15 protein-coding genes are annotated in these 14,637 nt (G+C 74.3%); 6 read left to right on the forward strand and 9 right to left on the reverse strand.

Translation table 11 applies throughout. From position 1 onward, the window contains the following. Window position 1 precedes the first annotated feature (1 nt). Both ACZ58N_RS23680 and ACZ58N_RS23685 read right to left on the reverse strand, forming a co-directional pair. Window positions 2-1,315, reverse strand: a complete 1,314-nt coding sequence (locus tag ACZ58N_RS23680; RefSeq protein ID WP_471163224.1) for an aminotransferase family protein — start codon at window positions 1,313-1,315, stop codon at window positions 2-4. A gap of 271 nt (window positions 1,316-1,586) precedes the next feature. Continuing rightward, window positions 1,587-2,435 (reverse strand): hypothetical protein, encoded by an 849-nt coding sequence (locus ACZ58N_RS23685; protein WP_471163226.1) that lies wholly within the window; start codon window positions 2,433-2,435, stop codon window positions 1,587-1,589. 573 nt (window positions 2,436-3,008) lie between these two features. Here ACZ58N_RS23685 and ACZ58N_RS23690 point away from each other — a divergent pair. The 3 genes from ACZ58N_RS23690 to ACZ58N_RS23700 all read left to right on the forward strand — a co-directional run bounded on the left by ACZ58N_RS23690 (window position 3,009) and on the right by ACZ58N_RS23700 (window position 6,356). Continuing rightward, window positions 3,009-3,185 (forward strand): hypothetical protein, encoded by a 177-nt coding sequence (locus ACZ58N_RS23690; RefSeq protein ID WP_471163229.1) that lies wholly within the window; start codon window positions 3,009-3,011, stop codon window positions 3,183-3,185. Window positions 3,186-3,268: 83 nt separating this feature from the next. Beyond that, the gene (locus ACZ58N_RS23695; RefSeq protein ID WP_471163231.1) at window positions 3,269-4,558 is read left to right on the forward strand and encodes a cytochrome P450; all 1,290 of its coding nucleotides are present in this window, start codon (window positions 3,269-3,271) and stop codon (window positions 4,556-4,558) included. 361 nt (window positions 4,559-4,919) lie between these two features. Continuing rightward, window positions 4,920-6,356 (forward strand): MFS transporter, encoded by a 1,437-nt coding sequence (locus tag ACZ58N_RS23700; protein ID WP_471163234.1) that lies wholly within the window; start codon window positions 4,920-4,922, stop codon window positions 6,354-6,356. 61 nt (window positions 6,357-6,417) lie between these two features. Here the strand turns inward: ACZ58N_RS23700 and puuE are convergent, their stop codons facing one another. Together puuE and ACZ58N_RS23710 are read right to left on the reverse strand one after the other, a co-directional pair. After that, complete coding sequence (puuE, locus tag ACZ58N_RS23705; protein ID WP_471163237.1) at window positions 6,418-7,326, reverse strand: allantoinase PuuE; 909 nt, start codon at window positions 7,324-7,326, stop codon at window positions 6,418-6,420. A 96-nt stretch (window positions 7,327-7,422) separates the two neighbouring features. Further along, entirely contained in the window at window positions 7,423-7,881 is a 459-nt protein-coding gene (locus ACZ58N_RS23710; RefSeq protein WP_471163240.1) for a hypothetical protein, read from the reverse strand. 148 nt (window positions 7,882-8,029) lie between these two features. Between ACZ58N_RS23710 and ACZ58N_RS23715 the strand changes: the two genes are divergently transcribed. Beyond that, window positions 8,030-8,635, forward strand: coding sequence for a TetR/AcrR family transcriptional regulator (locus ACZ58N_RS23715; protein ID WP_471163242.1), 606 nt, complete (start codon window positions 8,030-8,032; stop codon window positions 8,633-8,635). 85 nt (window positions 8,636-8,720) lie between these two features. Here the strand turns inward: ACZ58N_RS23715 and ACZ58N_RS23720 are convergent, their stop codons facing one another. Further along, window positions 8,721-10,133, reverse strand: coding sequence for a lamin tail domain-containing protein (locus ACZ58N_RS23720; protein WP_471163245.1), 1,413 nt, complete (start codon window positions 10,131-10,133; stop codon window positions 8,721-8,723). 259 nt (window positions 10,134-10,392) lie between these two features. On the opposite strand from ACZ58N_RS23720, the gene ACZ58N_RS23725 reads away from it, so the two are divergent. Both ACZ58N_RS23725 and ACZ58N_RS23730 read left to right on the forward strand, forming a co-directional pair. Continuing rightward, on the forward strand, window positions 10,393-10,833 hold the full coding sequence (locus ACZ58N_RS23725) for a DUF6086 family protein (RefSeq protein WP_471163248.1): 441 nt from the start codon (window positions 10,393-10,395) through the stop codon (window positions 10,831-10,833). A 231-nt stretch (window positions 10,834-11,064) separates the two neighbouring features. After that, window positions 11,065-11,898: an SDR family oxidoreductase gene (locus ACZ58N_RS23730; RefSeq protein WP_471163250.1), complete on the forward strand. Its 834-nt coding sequence runs from the start codon at window positions 11,065-11,067 to the stop codon at window positions 11,896-11,898. A gap of 52 nt (window positions 11,899-11,950) precedes the next feature. Here ACZ58N_RS23730 and ACZ58N_RS23735 read toward each other — a convergent pair whose 3' ends face one another. The 4 genes from ACZ58N_RS23735 to ACZ58N_RS23750 all read right to left on the reverse strand — a co-directional run bounded on the left by ACZ58N_RS23735 (window position 11,951) and on the right by ACZ58N_RS23750 (window position 14,632). Continuing rightward, window positions 11,951-12,727 carry a hypothetical protein gene (locus tag ACZ58N_RS23735; RefSeq protein WP_471163253.1) on the reverse strand — a complete coding sequence of 259 codons (777 nt, stop codon included), beginning with the start codon at window positions 12,725-12,727 and terminating at the stop codon, window positions 11,951-11,953. A 183-nt stretch (window positions 12,728-12,910) separates the two neighbouring features. Beyond that, a complete protein-coding gene (locus tag ACZ58N_RS23740) occupies window positions 12,911-13,621 on the reverse strand; it encodes a restriction endonuclease (protein WP_471163255.1) in 711 nt (236 codons plus the stop codon). 94 nt (window positions 13,622-13,715) lie between these two features. Further along, window positions 13,716-14,156: an ATP-binding protein gene (locus ACZ58N_RS23745; RefSeq protein ID WP_471163258.1), complete on the reverse strand. Its 441-nt coding sequence runs from the start codon at window positions 14,154-14,156 to the stop codon at window positions 13,716-13,718. Window positions 14,157-14,269: 113 nt separating this feature from the next. Beyond that, window positions 14,270-14,632, reverse strand: a complete 363-nt coding sequence (locus ACZ58N_RS23750) for an STAS domain-containing protein (protein ID WP_471163261.1) — start codon at window positions 14,630-14,632, stop codon at window positions 14,270-14,272. Between the last annotated feature and the right edge of the window lie 5 nt (window positions 14,633-14,637).

A 14,637-nucleotide genomic window follows, 5' to 3' on the forward strand; every position in this document is an offset into this window, starting at 1 on the left:
ATCAGCCGCTCCCCGCCGAGCCGGAGCCCAGGCGGCGGACCTCCGCGGTGACCACGTCCACGATCTGCTCCGCCTGCGCGTCGGTGAGGACCAGCGGCGGAGTCAGCTTGATCAGGCCCGCGGCGTGCGGGATCAGCACACCGGCCTCGGCGGCCCGGCCGGGAATGGCCCGCGCGCGCTCCACGACAGCGGGGTCGCCGCCGAAGTCCACGGCGACCATCAGGCCGCAGCCGCGCACCTCCCGCACCCAGGGCAACTGCTCCAGTGGCCGCAGGGCCGCGAGGATCCGGGAGCCGGTCTCGGCGGCGCGCCCGGCGAGCCCCTCGCGTTCGATGACGTCCAGGTTGGCCAGCGCGACGGCCGCGCCCGTGGCGTGCCCGCTCGCCGTGAAACCGTGCCGCAGGGGGAACCCGTCCAGCATGTCGAGGACCCCGCGCCCCACCAATACGGCGCCCATCGGCAGGTATCCGCTGGTCAGGGCCTTCGCGGTGACGACGATGTCGGGGTGGATCCCGAACCGGGGAGAGGCGAACCAGTCGCCGGTCCGGCCGTATCCGGTGGCCACCTCGTCCGCGATGAGCAGGATGCCGTGCGCGTCCAGCACCCGGCGGACCTCCGGCCAGTAGCCGGGCGGCGGGACGATGGCGCCCGCGACCCCCATGACGGGTTCGCCGATGAACGCGCCGATCAACCCGGGACCCACCCGTTCGATCGCCCGTTCCAGCTCGCGCACCAGCATCGGGACCGCGTCCGGGCCCAGTACGCGGGGGTCCGGCCGGGTCAGTCGTACGGTGTGCCGTGACGGCGGACCGAGCCCCTGGTGCACGTCCGGCCGGGCGGTGACGGCCAGCGCCCCGGCCGTGGCACCGTGGTAGGAGCCCTCCAGGGCCAGGACGAACGGCCGGTGCTGACCGCTGTGGTGGAAGTGCGCGAGGCGCGCGAGCTTCAGCGCCGTCTCGACGCCCTCGCTGCCCGACCCGGTGTAACTGATCCGGCTGCCGGGCGCGGGGGACAGGGCCGCCAGCCGGCGGGCCAGCAACAGGGCCGGTTCGTTGACCGGACCGGCGTGCAGCGGGTACGCGGACAGCTCGCGCATCTGCGCCGCCGCCGCGTCGGCCAACTCGTCCCGACCGTAGCCGACGGCGCACTGCCCGAGGCCCGCCAGCGTGTCGATCAGCGCCCGCCCGGTGCTGTCCCACAGCACCGCGCCCTTGCCCCGCACCAGGCACAGCCGGGCCGCGGGGGAACTGCCGACGATCGCGTTGGGCAGCAGGACCGGGTAACCGGTGTCGCGGACCGGGGCCGGCGCGGTCACGACCCGCCTCCGACGGGGGAGCGGCGGGTGGGAGGTCCGCCGTGGTGGCTCGGAGCTCGGGGAGTACGGTCCGGCAGCATGGGGGCCTCCTGGCGTGGCGTGGTGCGGAACGCCTTCACCGTAGGCACCCGCCCCACGGGCCCGGGTCATGCGTTCGTGGGATCCGGCGGACGACGCCGCACCCGGGGCGGCTCGCCCCACCGCAGCTCCGGATTGGGCGCCCGGATCCCTCCGGCCGCCCGGATCCTTCCGCCCGCCGGGATCCTTCCGCTCACGCGGATCCGGCGGGACCCGGGATGTGGACCTCCGCCCCGAGCCCCCAAGGGTCCGCGACGACGACCAGACCCGCCGCGGCCAGGGTGCCCAGCGTTTCCGCGCCCGCGTCCAGGGGGACCTCCGCCGCCTCGATGACCTCCTCACCGGTCCTGCTGCCGTCGCACAGCCGCATCAGCAGGGCGGTGCCCGTCCCCACGCGGTACGTCAGGACCGGCGCGTCCCACGAGCGGTGCAGCAGCACCACCGTGCGGCCCGCGGGGATCTCCGCCGGCGCCCCCGCAGCGGTCACGTCGTGGTCGAACACCTCGACGCGCACCGTGGCGGGCGCCATCGGGCAGCCACGGAGAACCCGCTCCGGAGCCCGTCGCAGGGCGGCTGCCTCCCGGAGGGCGATCTCCTCCCAACGTCGTGCGGCCGACGCCGCCACCCGATCCTGGAGGAGTTCGTACTGGCGGAGCTCCAACCGGGCGAAGTCCAGCAGGTCGGCCGGGAACCGTCCGCCCCCGGAGTCGAGGAACAACCGACCCTCCCGGGCCGCGTCCAACGGATGGTCGCCGTCCGCCGTCCGCACCGTGCCGGACAGGTAGGCCTCCAGGGCGGCCTCGTGGTGCCGCTCCGCCTCCCGGACGGTCTGCGGCAGCGCCACCCCCAGGACGACGCGCGCCTTCGCGCTCACCTCGCGCGCCATCGCCTCGTACGCCGCCTGCGGTACGCCCGCGAGGATCCCCAGCTCCTGCTGGGACAGGCCGTACCGGGCGGCCAGCCGGTCCGGGTGCCGCAGCAACTCGGGGCACAGGCGGCCCGGGGCGGCCAGCAGCGCCGCGAACGCGGCCTGCACGCTCATGCCGCCGCCCCCGCCCGCGTCCCCGGTGTGACGGGGCGGAGTGCCGCGTCCGGGTGCGGTCGTGGCCGATGCCCGGGCGCGGGTACGTGCGTCGGTCGCGGGCGCCGGTCCTCGACCGGACCGCGACCGGCCGGTTCCCGTCGTACCGGGCCGACCGGCCGGTCGACGCCGGACGTGGCGCCGCCGACACCGTGGGGGAACAGGAGACGTTCGGTCATGGCTGCCGCCTTTCGGGGAGTTCGGCGGGGGTCGCCGCCGTGCGCACGGCCCGACGGAGCCCGTACGGCCCGGGCCCGGGGCCACGGACCAGCTCAGCACGCCGCCGTCCGGCCCGGTGTCCTGCGAACGGTCGACCCGGCGGACCCGGCGGACCCGGCGGACCCGGCGGACCCGGCGGACGCCGCCGCGGACCTGCGCGCCGGGTCGCTCCCCGGCCGGGACCACGGAACCGGGAGCGGTGCCGGGGTGTCGTCCCGCGACGGACCGTCCGGAGGACGAACGCCCCCGGGGCGCCTCCCTAGCGTGGGAACCGGCGCCCCACCGGACGCCGGCCCTCCTACGAAGGAACCCGCGATGAACGCCTCCGCCCACACCCTCACCCGGTCGCCCGCACCGACCGCGACGCTTCCCCTGACCCTCGAACTGCGCCCCGGCCGCCGCTCCGACGGCGGGGACAAGCGGCTCTGCTACAGCCCCAGCTGCGGCTGCGCCGCCAAGAACAGCGCCGAAGGCCCGCGTCGCACGGCCTGAACCAGGAAGCCCGTCGGGGCCGCTCCGCGCCGCGCGCGGGGCGGCCCGGGCGTGGCGCGTCCCCCACCGAAGGGCAGTACACCGTGAGCCAGAACCTCCTGCACCGCATCCTCGACTACGAGAACCGTGCCGACCCGTACCCGCTCTACGAGCGGCTGCGGCCCACCCCCGTCTACCAGGAGGCCGACGGCCCGTACGTGATCAGTTCCTTCCGGGACATCCAGTCCCTGCTCCACGATCCCCGGGTCAGTTCGGAATCCCGCAACCTGGCCACCTCGGCCACCGACCCGCTGGCCGAGGCCGAGGGCGGATCCGCGAACACCCCCGATGACCCGGCGGGAGCCGGGTCCGGTCAACTCCCGCCGAGCTTCCTGCGGCTGGACCCGCCGGAGCACGACCGGCTGCGCCGGGCCACCATGCGGCAGTTCGGGCCGCCGCACACCCCGCACCGGGTGCACGACATGCGCCCCGAGCTGGAGTCCGCGGTCGACGACCTCATCGACGGGATCGACGCCCAGGGCGACCCGGGGCACATCGACGTGGTGAGCCAGTTCGCCTACCCGTTCCCCGTGACCGTGATCTGCCGTCTGCTGGGAGTTCCCCGCGAGGACGAGGCGCGCTTCCACACCTGGGCGGACACCATCGCCGCCAGCCTGGACCCCGACCCGGACGACCCCGACCCCGCACGACGCCGGCACGCCTCCCGTGACGCGCGGCTCGCGCTCGGCGGTTACCTCGCCGAGCTCATCGACGAACGACGCCACAAGCCCGGCGACGACATGCTCTCGCAACTGGCCGCCGCCACCGGCCCCGACGGCCCCCTCAGCACCATCGAACTCCTCACCACCTCGGCCCTGTTGCTCATCGCCGGACACGAGACGACGGTCAACCTCATCGCCAACGGCACGCTCACCCTGCTCCGCCACCCCGAGGCCCTCGACCGGCTGCGCAAGAACCCCGGGTACGCGGCGCCCCTGGTCGAGGAGCTGCTGCGCTACGAGCCGCCGGTCCAACTCCTCCCGCAGCGCACCCCGCTCACCGACATCGAGGTCCGTGGCACCACCATCCCCCGCGGCGCGTCGATCTGGCTCGTCCTCGCCGCCGGAAACCGCGACCCGGAACGATTCGACCGGCCGGAGCGCTTCGACCCGGACCGCGGGGACCTGACCCACCTGGGCCTGGGCAGCGGCATCCACAGCTGCTTCGGGGCCCCCTTGGCCCGGCTGGAGGCCCAGATCGCACTGACCCGCCTCGCCACGCGCCTGGAGCGCCCCCGCCTGCTCGCCGATCCGCCGCCCTACCGCCGCAACGCCGTACTGCGGGGCCCGCGCCGGCTCGACATCGCCTGCGACGGTGTCCACCCCCGCCCCTGACACCACCGGCCGGCCGTGGGACGGGCCGACCCCTGCCGCCCGGTCCGACCCGACCGACCGGCTGACGGAAGCGCCCGACGACGTGACCGTCCGGGCCTTCCGGTCCGTCCGGGCCTTCCGGTCGGCGAGGACGTTCATCCTGCCCGGGGCCCTCCTGGGGGAATCCGCCGGCCCGGGTCCCTTCCTATGGTCGAGGGAGTCCGCAGGAGAGCAGGCCCGCCCCACGCACAGGGCCACCGGTTCCGCGGACGGCGTCGCCCGCCACCGGCGAAACCGCCCGCACCCCGCCGACCGGGACGCGCGCAGCCGTCACCACCGGCGCGGACGCCACGACCCCACCCCGCCCAGGAGCGTTCGTGCCATGTGCAGCTTCCGCAGCACCCTCCGCAGCCTGATCACCGCCCTCGCCGGACCCTCCCGGGCCCTGCGCACCGCCGCCGCGCGCAAGGGCGCACTCGCCTCCCGCGATTTCCGGCTGTTCCTCCTCTCCCAGTCCGTGGCCGGCACCGGAACCTGGGTGCAGCGCACCGCGCAGGACTGGCTGGTGCTGCATCTCACCGGAAGCGTCGCCGCGGTCGGACTGGTCGTGACCGTGCAGTGCCTGCCGGCCCTGCTGTGCGGCCTGTGGGGCGGATCGGTCGCCGACCGGTGCCGTCGACGTTCCCTGATGCTCCTGTGCAACGCGTTCAGTGTGACGTTGGCGCTCGCCATGACCGTGCTGGTACTGACCGGTACCGCACGGATGTGGTCGGTCTGCGTCCTGGCCGGGCTGCTCGGCCTGGTGTCGGCGCTGGAGGGCCCCACACGTCAGGCCTTCATCCCCCAGCTCGTCCCCCAGGACGCCCGCCGCGGTGCCACGGGGCTGGCCGCGGCCGGTTTCCAGCTCGCCCGGATCATCGGCCCCGCACTGGCCGGACTCGTCATCGCCTGCCTGGGCATCGGTTGGACGTTCCTGTTCTGCGCGGGCCTGACGGTCCTGTGCGCGGCGACCCTGCTCGCCGTCCGGTCGCCCGGGGGCCACGAGGCCGCGCCGGCCGTCGACCGCGTCCTGTCCGCGTCGGCGCGACGCGGCGCCGGCGCGTCACCCCGGCGTCTCCCGGCCGCGGGTGTGGGCCGGGCGTCGGGAGGCATCCGCGAGGTGGCCGCCCACCCGAAGCTGCGGTGCATCCTCATGCTGAGCGGACTCATGGGTCTGGTGGGGCTGAACTTCGCGGTCCTGCTCCCGGCGCTGGCCACCACCGGTTTCGGCGCCGCACCGCAATCCTTCGGCCTGCTGAGCACGATGCTGGCGGTCGGTGCCCTCGGCGGCGCCCTGCTCGCCTCACGACTGCGCGCCTGCCCGATCCGGGTCCTCGCGGTGAGCGCCCTGGCCCTGGCGGTCCTCCAGACGGCCGCCGGATTCGCCCCCTCCCTGCAGGCGTTCGGCGTCGTCCTGGTGCCCCTGGGAGCCGCGGCACTGTGCTTCACGACGACGGCCAGCACGGCCCTCCAGCTGGGCGCCGGCCCCGCCCTCCAGGGCCGGGCGGCCGGACTGGGCATGCTGTTCACCCTCGGGTCGGCAGCCATCGGCGCACCCCTGACCGGCGTCGTCGCGCAGTCCCTGGGCCCGCGGACCGCGTTCTGGCTGGCCGGCGCGGGCTGCGCCGCGCTCGCGGTCACGGCCTTCGTCGCCGCCGCCCGTCACCGGGCCACGCCCCTGTTCCCGGCGGCGACCACGACCGTGCCCGTCCCGGTGTCGGTGTTCACGCATCCCGCCCGTCGGCCCGCCTGGTCCCACCGCGCCGCCGCCGAGGCCTGACCGGCGTCGCGAACCGAGCGACGCCCCGTCCGTCACCCGTCCACCGCTCCGCTCCTCGTGCTCAGCGGGCCGGAGGGTGGGTGGCCAGCCAGTGCCGTGCGATCTGCTCGCGCGTGGCGACCCAGGCACCGCCGCGCCGTGCGACGTGTTCGAGGAAGCCGTCGAGCGCCCTGATGCGACCGGGCCTGCCGATGATCCGGCAGTGCATGCCGACGCTCATCATGCGGGGGCGGTCGGCGCCCTCCGCGTGCAGCGCGTCGAACGTGTCGATGAGGTACGTGAGCATGTCGTCGGCGGTCGTGAATCCGTGGACGATCAGGAACTTGAAGTCGTTCGCGTCGAGGCTGTACGGGAGCACGAGGTGCTCGCGTCCGGCCGCCTCCACGAGAAAGGGCAGGTCGTCCGAGTAGTCGTCGGAGTCGTAGAGGAACCCGCCCTCCTCGACGACGAGCCGCCGCGTGTGGGGGCTCGTCCGGCCGGTGTACCAGCCGACGGGCCGGCGGCCCACGAGCCGCTCGATCGTCGCGACCGAGCGCGCGATGTCGGCGCGCTCGACGGCCTCGGGCACCTGGCGGTAGTCGATCCAGCGCCGGCCGTGGCCCGCGACCTCCCAGCCGGCGGCGGCCATCGCCCGCGCCGCGTCCGGGTTGCGTTCCAGTGCCTGGGCCACGGCGTACACGGTGAGCGGCACGCCGTGCGCGGCGAGCGTGCGGTGGACGCGCCAGAATCCGGCGCGCGAACCGTAGGCGAACAGTGACTCGACGTTCAGATCGCGCCCGCCGACGACGGGCGGCGAGCCCACGAGTTCGTGGAGGAATCCCTCGGAGGTGGCATCGCCCTCCAGGACGTTCCGTTCCCCGCCCTCCTCGTAGTTGAGGACCAGGCTGACGGCGACGCGGGCGCCACCGGGCCAGGCCGCGTGCGGCGGCTCGGCGCCGTAGCCGACGAAGTCGCGCGGATGCTCGGACACGGGCGGCAATCTACCGCCGGCCCCGGTTCGGCGGGAGCGGGCACGCCGTTGACCGGGGCCTGTCGACCGTAGTGGTTCCCCGGCCCGCGGGCGGCGTCAGACCTGCGTGGAGGGGGCGGCCAGTGCGGCGAGTTCGGCGTTCGCCCTGGCGGCGACCTGGGCGAGGGCGCGGGCCGCGATCTCCCGTTCGGCCGCCGGGAGGTCGCCGTAGAGCCGCTCGGTCAGTCCGGAGACGGCGTCGGTGAAGCCCTGGTGGAGGCTTGCGCCGAGGTCCGTGAGGGACGGCCGGGGGCCGGTGAGCAGCCCGTCGCCGGCGAGCTCGTCGAGCAGTGCGTGTGCCCGCGCCGCGTCGACCTTGAGCGTCGAGGTCACGTGCTCGACCACGGCGGCCCGGTCGAGCCCGTCGGCGACCGCCTTGAGCGCCACGGACCGGTGGAAGGTCAAGCCGAGCGAGGCGAGCAGCTGGTCCCGCACGGCGGCTATCGCGTGGTAGGTGATGCCGATGATCCGGCCGTCGAGGAGGGGAGCGGCTGTCGTGTCGGGTGCGATGGTCATGACGGCGATCTCCTTGCGAGGGGCGTGCTGGAGCCCGGTCCTGAACCGGAGGGATCTCCGGTTGGGTCGACGCAAGCTTAAGTGGAGAAGTCTCCGGTTTTCAAGGCTAACCGGAGAGCTCTCCGCTCCGTCCGTTACGCTCCTCCGCATGACCGCCCCCACCGAGCGCGCCGATGCCGCCCGCAACCGACTCCGCATCCTCGACGCCACCCGGCGGCTGCTCGCGGCCGACGGCTCCGCCGGCCTGTCCCTGGACGCCGTGGCCAAGGAGGCCGGGGTCGGGGTCGGTACCGTCTACCGGCGCTTCCACAACCGGGCGGGGCTCGTCTACGCGCTGATCGAGGACAACGAGACCGGCTTCCAGGAGGCGTTCGCACGGTACTGCGAGGGCGGAACGACACCGCCGGCCGCCGACCGCCTGCGCGCCTTCCTGCACGGCCTGGTGGAACTCGTCGACGCCAACCGGGAACTGCTGCTCCTGGCCGAGGCGAGCGCGCCGGCGGGCCGTTACCGCAGCGCCCCGTTCCGTCGTCACCACGAGCAGATCGCGGGCATGGTGGCGGAGCTCGCTCCCGCCGTGGACGCCGCCTACCTGGCCGACCTGCTGCTCATGGCGTACACGCCCGGCCTCTTCGACTTCCAGCGCGCCGAGCGCGGTTGGGAGGTGGACCGCGTCAAGCGCGGCCTCGACGTGCTGATCGCCGGCATCGGGGCGGTCGGAGGGGCGGCCCCCGGCCCCGACCTCGATCGGTGAGGATGCCGAGGGCGGCCGCCCGCCGTGCGTCCGGCCGGCCCGGGGGACGGGAGGTCCGCCGTCCCGGGCCGTGGGATGTGACGCGTCAGCAGTCGATGGTGCCCCTGCGGAGGGCGTGACCGCCGGTGTTGCTGTCGTCGGACCAGACGACGGGCTTGGTTCCGGCGACGCACTCGGCGGCCGGGGCGATGGCGAAGCCTTCGTTGTTGAGGTTCGGCATGCCGGTGGGGCGGTTGTGGACGGCGACGCTGGCGAAGGCCCCGGACGCGTCGACCCGCAGGGTGGTGGTCCGGCCGGAGCAGGTGTCGTCGCAGACGGCCCACAGCCGGGCGGCCTGCGGCTCCCACTGCAGTTCCATCACCCCCGACATGCCGCTGTTGAGGGCGGCGACACGGGTGTGGCCTCCCGACTCGGCGAGGACGTAGCCGTAGATCATGCCGGTGCCCTCGACGCCGACGAAGAACACGCCGCCGGTGTGGGCGCCGTAGCGGGCGGGATCGTACGCCGCCCCGGTCGAGGCGTCCGTGAAGCCGGCGCTGGTCAGGTGGTCGTCCGGGACCCAGGTGACCGCTTCGAGGCCGAGGTTGGACCCGACCGCGGGCAGGTCCGACGTCAGGTTCCACTCGCGGGTGGCGGTCAGGGTGCCGGCCGACCCGCTCACGTCGTAGCGCAGGACGGACAGTCGGCTGGTGCCGGACGCGTCGCCGTTGCGCTCGGAGGCGACGAACACCCCACCGGCCGCGCCCGAGCCGGTGACGGCGACGCCTTCGGCGTCCGGCGTCCCGGAGCCGCCGGGGAAGCGCAGGGCCTTGCCGGAGGACCAGCCGGCGGTCGTGTCGGGCGTCCAGCCACCGGACCCGTTTCGGACCAGTCGCCACAGCTTCCCGGAGTTCTGGGCGCCCCACATCACGGCGCCGTCCTGCTGGAGTCCGCTCAGGTCCTGACCGAACACGTCGGAGGCGTCGGCGGTCGCCACCGAGGAACCGCCGGGCCAGGCCACCGGGGTGGTGCCGCCGCCGGTGCCGCAGGAGTTGGCGGCGCCGAGGGTCCGCGCGGCGACCTTGAACGCTCCGGTGCCGTCGGGGCAGCGCGACCACGACGGGTCCGAGTGCTTGCTCCAGGTGAAGCTGTCGACGAGCGTGCTGCCGTCCGGCAGGTACAGCCGCGCCTTGTCGGAGGAGCCGAGACCGAACGAGGAGTGGACGTCGAAGGAACGGAAGGCCCCGGGAGCCAGGGTGGTACCGGAGGCGATCTTGTACTTCGAGCCGTTGGCGTCGTCCTTGAGGATCCAGCCCGAGACGTCGACCGAGGCGCCGCCCTTGTTGTACAGCTCGATGGAGTCGTCGATGTCGCCCGTCGTCACCACCTCGTTGATGCGGATGTCGTCGGCCGGTGCGGCCTGGGCGGGGGCGGCCGTCAGGGTGGCGGCCAACGCCGGGGCGACGGCGAGCCGGAGGGCGAGGGTGCGGCGCCGACGGGGTGCGCGCGATGCGGTCACGGTGTACTTCCCGAGGATCGTGGAGCTCGTTCGTGAGCTCAGGACCGCCCGAGGTTCGCGGCCCGGACCGAACAATCGCCCCACACGACATGGGCGGACCGTGAACGGCGACGGAACGCGTCGGGCGGCGGCGCAACCGGGGGAGCGGCGGCGAGGCGCGCCGGGGTCCTGCCTCACGGCACCGGGTGGCCCGGGCCCGCGACACGCGGCCCGTGGGGGCGGATAGGGTGCGCCTTCGAGATCGGTTGAGGGGGCGGCGATGAGTCAGTTGTTCTTGCTGGGCGACGAGTGTCTGTGGAACCCGTCCAACGGGGCCGCCCGTCTGTTCGAGCGACATGTCGCCCTGTTCGAGGCGGAGCTCGATCTGCCGTCCGGGATCGGTGAGTTGGGGAACGACGAAAGCGAGATCACCCCCGAGACCCTGGAGATCTTCGTCAACGCCCTGCTGGCGCGGCACCGCAGGACGGGCCACGCCATCACGCTCGCGCTCTCCGAGGGGTTCACCGCGACCGTGCTGGTCCTCGCGGAGCGGGCCGGGGTACGGGTGAACTGGACGCTCCTCGCCGCCGGGTGCGAGCCCCCGTTCCAGGACGTGCAGGGTTCCGCCGGTACCGGGATGTCCGTACCGGCGGACGGTGTGGCCTGGGCGGACGGCCTGCGCGCGAGGGCGCGGGAACTCGCGGGGCGCATGCCCCGCTGACGTCGCGGGAGCGGACCCGGGCCGTGCGCCCGAACGTGCGCCCGCGCGCCTCCGCACGCCCCCACGAGAGGGATGGTCGCCGGGCGCGAGCCCCCTGACGATGAATTGCCGTCGCGTTCCGGCCGGCCGGAACGCGACGGTTCGTTCGCCGGGCCGCACGGGACAGCCATCGGAACCGCCGTGCGCGCCGGCACGACTCCTACGGGCACCACGACCACGACGGGGGAACGCATGGGACGACGCTGGCTGGTCACGGGATGTTCATCGGGCCTCGGGCACGCGCTGGCCACCGCGGCGGCGCGGGCCGGGGACGAACTGGCGGTCACCGCCCGCAAGACCGCCGACCTGGAGGAACTGGCCGCCGCCTGGCCCGGCCGCATCCTCCCCGTCCCGCTGGAACTGCGTGACGCGGCCTCCTGCGAGGACGCCGTCCGCACGGCCCTCGACCGTCTCGGCGGCATCGACGTCCTGGTCAACAACGCCGGCGTCGGCCTGTTCGGCGCGGTCGAGGAGGTCTCCGACAGCGAGCTGCGCGATCAACTGGAAACCCTGGTCGTCGGCCCCTGGCGGCTCGCCCGTCTCGTCCTGCCGCTGATGCGGGCGCAGGGGCACGGCCACATCCTGAACGTCTCCTCCGTGGTCGGCCGGATGGCCTTCCCCGGCCTGGCCGCCTACGTCGCCGGGAAACACGCACTCGAAGGGATGAGCCAGGCCCTCGCCGTCGAGGCGGCCCCGCACAACATCCGCGTCACCGTACTGGAACCGGGCATGTTCGCCACCCGCTACGGAACGTCCATGGCCGAGGCACGTCGGAGGATCCCCGCCTACGACGCCACGAACCGGGAGATGCTCGAAGGGGCGCGCGGCCTCGCGGAGAACCCCGAAACGGGTCGTCCCGAGGACTTCGCCGCGAGGGTCCTCGGCATCGTCGCCGCCGACACCCCCACCCCCTTGCGGATCCCGGTCGGCGACGACGCCTTCGGCTACCTGGAGGTCGCGGAGCAGGCCTACCGCGAGGAATTCGCCGAGGCCCGGACCTTCGTGCAGGGGCCGCCGCCGGCATGAGGCCCCGGGCAAGGCGGAGGGAGCGCGCGGGAGGGATGAGCGACGGGGTCGGTCAGACCGCGGGACCGTCCGGTCCCGCGTCGCCCTTCCGATCGGGTGGATCGCCGTCCCGCCCCGCGTCTTTCCCCCGGGCCCTCTTCCCGCCCGTGCGGGCCGGCTTCCCGCGCGCGGCCAGGCGGCGCGCGTCCTCCTGCGCGGCCCACGCCGCCGTGTCGATCCGCGCGGCGTGCTCGTCCCCCGCGTCCGCGGCGTCCAGGTGTACGGCCCACACCCACAGGACCACGGCCGCCAGCAGGAAGGAGCCGGCCACTCCCAGGACCGAGTCGACGTCGTCGGACCGGGACTCGGGGTCGTTCCCGAAGAAGGCGGGCGGACCGTCGACAATCATGCTCACCCACCAGGCGAGAGCCCCGTTGAAGATGAGCAGCGAGATCCAGTACAGGACCTGCATGGCCTGGGCCGGGCGGCCGCGGAGCGGGCGCAGCAGGAGCAGTCGCCTCAGCCGGCCCGGCCCTCCCCGCTGGTGGCGGGAGGCGACCTCGAAGCCGCGTACCGAGGCGTAGCACTCGTCGAGCCATCGGCCCGGCTCCGGTGCCCGCCCCGGAGCCGGGGCCGTGGCCGAGGCGGTCGGCGCGAGCTTCTTCGCCTCGATCCAGCCGGTGATGAACTGCACCTCCAGCTGGGCCCGCTCCAGGCGCTTGCGGTAGTGGTGGTCAGCGCTCCGGGAGTCGCGGCGGTCCCTGATGATCAGGCTGATCCCGCCCACCAGGCCGGTGACCACGGGCACGAGGAACGGCGCGAACGACGCCAGGGACTCCAAGCCGGCCATCGCCACACCTCCTGACCCGGTCCGGCCCCCGGCGGGGCCCATACTCCCTCCAGCCTGCATCCCCCGCGGCGGCTGCACCGCCCCGTACGGCCGTTCGGGGCACGGGAACGGTACGCTCCACGGCCGCGCGTACCGCCGGCAGGACCCGCGCCCCGCCCGTGTCGGCGGCACGCGGCCGGTGGGTCACGGGGCGTCGGCCTCCCACGGGGGCGGCGCGGACTGGTCGGTCCAGGCGGCCAGCGCGGCGCCGTCGACGCAGAGGATGCCGCAGGCCGCCGCGTACTCCGCCGCGGGCCCCGTGAAGGAGCTGGTGGTGACGACGATCGCGATGTCCGCCTCGTGGACCGCGAAGCAGGTGCCGCCGAACCGCTGCAGGTCCTGCGAGCCGACCCGGTTGTCCTCGGCGTAGTGCTTGCACTGCAGGACGATCCGAAGGCCGTCGGGGGTCGTCGCGATGACGTCGGCGCCCAGGTCACCCGCGCCCCCGACGACCTCCACCGGGGAACAGCCGTCCCGCGCGCACAGCGCGGCGACCGTGTGCTCGAAACCGTCGGCGTCGACCGCGGCGTGGTCCAGTGCCTCGCCGGCCACCTCGGGGACGTCCGCGGGCGGTGCCACGAACTCGTACCCGCTCGGGCCCACCGGGAGCCTCCTGCGGGGGCGGCGCCGCACGGGCGCCACGCTCCACTTCGCCAGGACCACCCCGATCGTCAGGACGGCGACCGTCGCGACCGGTACCAGCGGCAGTCCGGTCCCGGCCGCGGCCGTGGTCTTGAGGAAGACGGCCAGCCCGCCGGCGCATATGCCCACCAACCCCACCGCGAGCACCATGTCGCGGCCCACCGACGCGGGTCCCCGCGCGGACGCCCTCGCGTCCTCCTCGGGTGTCGTCATACGGAAGTCCCCCCATCTCGGTCACGCGCACCAGGAGGGCGCGCTTCCTCGTGTGACCGGGAAACCGGCCCTTGAAACGGGGGAGGAGCGGGAATCAGCGCAGGTCGGGGAAGTCCGGGGACCGGTCCGCGCCGTCCAGCGGCATGACGACCTCTATGCGCTTGCCCCCCTGCGGGGTCGGCCGGATCGTCACGCTTCGCGTCAGCCGACGGATCAGGGGCCACCCGAACCCGCCCGCGCCGAGGCTTCCCGGGGGCCGGGGCAGCGTGACGGGGCTGTCGCTGTTGGCGTCCGTGATCGCGAGCCGGAGTCCGTCCGGGGCGACGGAGGCGCTGAAATCGACGATCCCGCCCCCGTGTCGGATCGCGTTCGTCACCAACTCCGACGTGACGAGCAGCGCGTCGGTCAGGGCGTCCTCCGCGGCGGCTCCGTCCCGCGCGATCCCGGAGGCCTCGATGAGCGACCGCACATGATCCCGCGCCTGCATGGCGTTGATCGGGACCGGGTGCGGCGGTGTGCCGTCAGCGGGCAGCACCGTTCACCTCCTCTTCGGTCTCGTCGCGGTCGGACCGTGTCCGTCTGCCCCGCGCGGGCCCCCGCAATCGCAGAGGCAAACACCTTCCTCCTCCGGCCCCACGCCACCAGGGCTCAGTTCCGCCGCGGAGGGAGCTCCACGACCGTCGCCTCGGCCACGTCCGGAGCCGTGGCGAACGCCCGGCCCGCGCCCGTGACCTCCAGCAGCCGCGCGAGGCGGCTCGGGACCGTCCCCGCCAGCACCACCGGCCGGTTCAGGGCGGGTTGAAGCATGATGCTGAGGGCGGTCGAGTCGACGAACGTCACACCGGAGACGTCCAGCACGAACCGCTCGATGCCTACGACCTCGGGATCCATCGCCGTCCGCAGTTCACCCACGGTGTCCATGTCGAACTCGCCGGCCATCACGATGATCCGTACGGTCCCGTCGGACCGCGTCTCGACGTAGTTGCGGGCGTCGCCGCTCTGCGTGTCCACGTTTC

This window comes from Streptomyces sp. NPDC040432 (genome assembly GCF_055595445.1).

Coding starts and splice junctions, on each gene's coding strand:
- ACZ58N_RS23685 (WP_471163226.1), bottom strand. CDS start 2,435: ATGAGCGTGCAGGCCGCGTTCGCGGCGCTGCTGGCCGCCCCGGGCCGC.
- ACZ58N_RS23690 (WP_471163229.1), top strand. CDS start 3,009: ATGAACGCCTCCGCCCACACCCTCACCCGGTCGCCCGCACCGACCGCG.
- ACZ58N_RS23700 (WP_471163234.1), top strand. CDS start 4,920: ATGTGCAGCTTCCGCAGCACCCTCCGCAGCCTGATCACCGCCCTCGCC.
- ACZ58N_RS23710 (WP_471163240.1), bottom strand. CDS start 7,881: ATGACCATCGCACCCGACACGACAGCCGCTCCCCTCCTCGACGGCCGG.
- ACZ58N_RS23715 (WP_471163242.1), top strand. CDS start 8,030: ATGACCGCCCCCACCGAGCGCGCCGATGCCGCCCGCAACCGACTCCGC.
- ACZ58N_RS23725 (WP_471163248.1), top strand. CDS start 10,393: ATGAGTCAGTTGTTCTTGCTGGGCGACGAGTGTCTGTGGAACCCGTCC.
- ACZ58N_RS23730 (WP_471163250.1), top strand. CDS start 11,065: ATGGGACGACGCTGGCTGGTCACGGGATGTTCATCGGGCCTCGGGCAC.
- ACZ58N_RS23735 (WP_471163253.1), bottom strand. CDS start 12,727: ATGGCCGGCTTGGAGTCCCTGGCGTCGTTCGCGCCGTTCCTCGTGCCC.
- ACZ58N_RS23740 (WP_471163255.1), bottom strand. CDS start 13,621: ATGACGACACCCGAGGAGGACGCGAGGGCGTCCGCGCGGGGACCCGCG.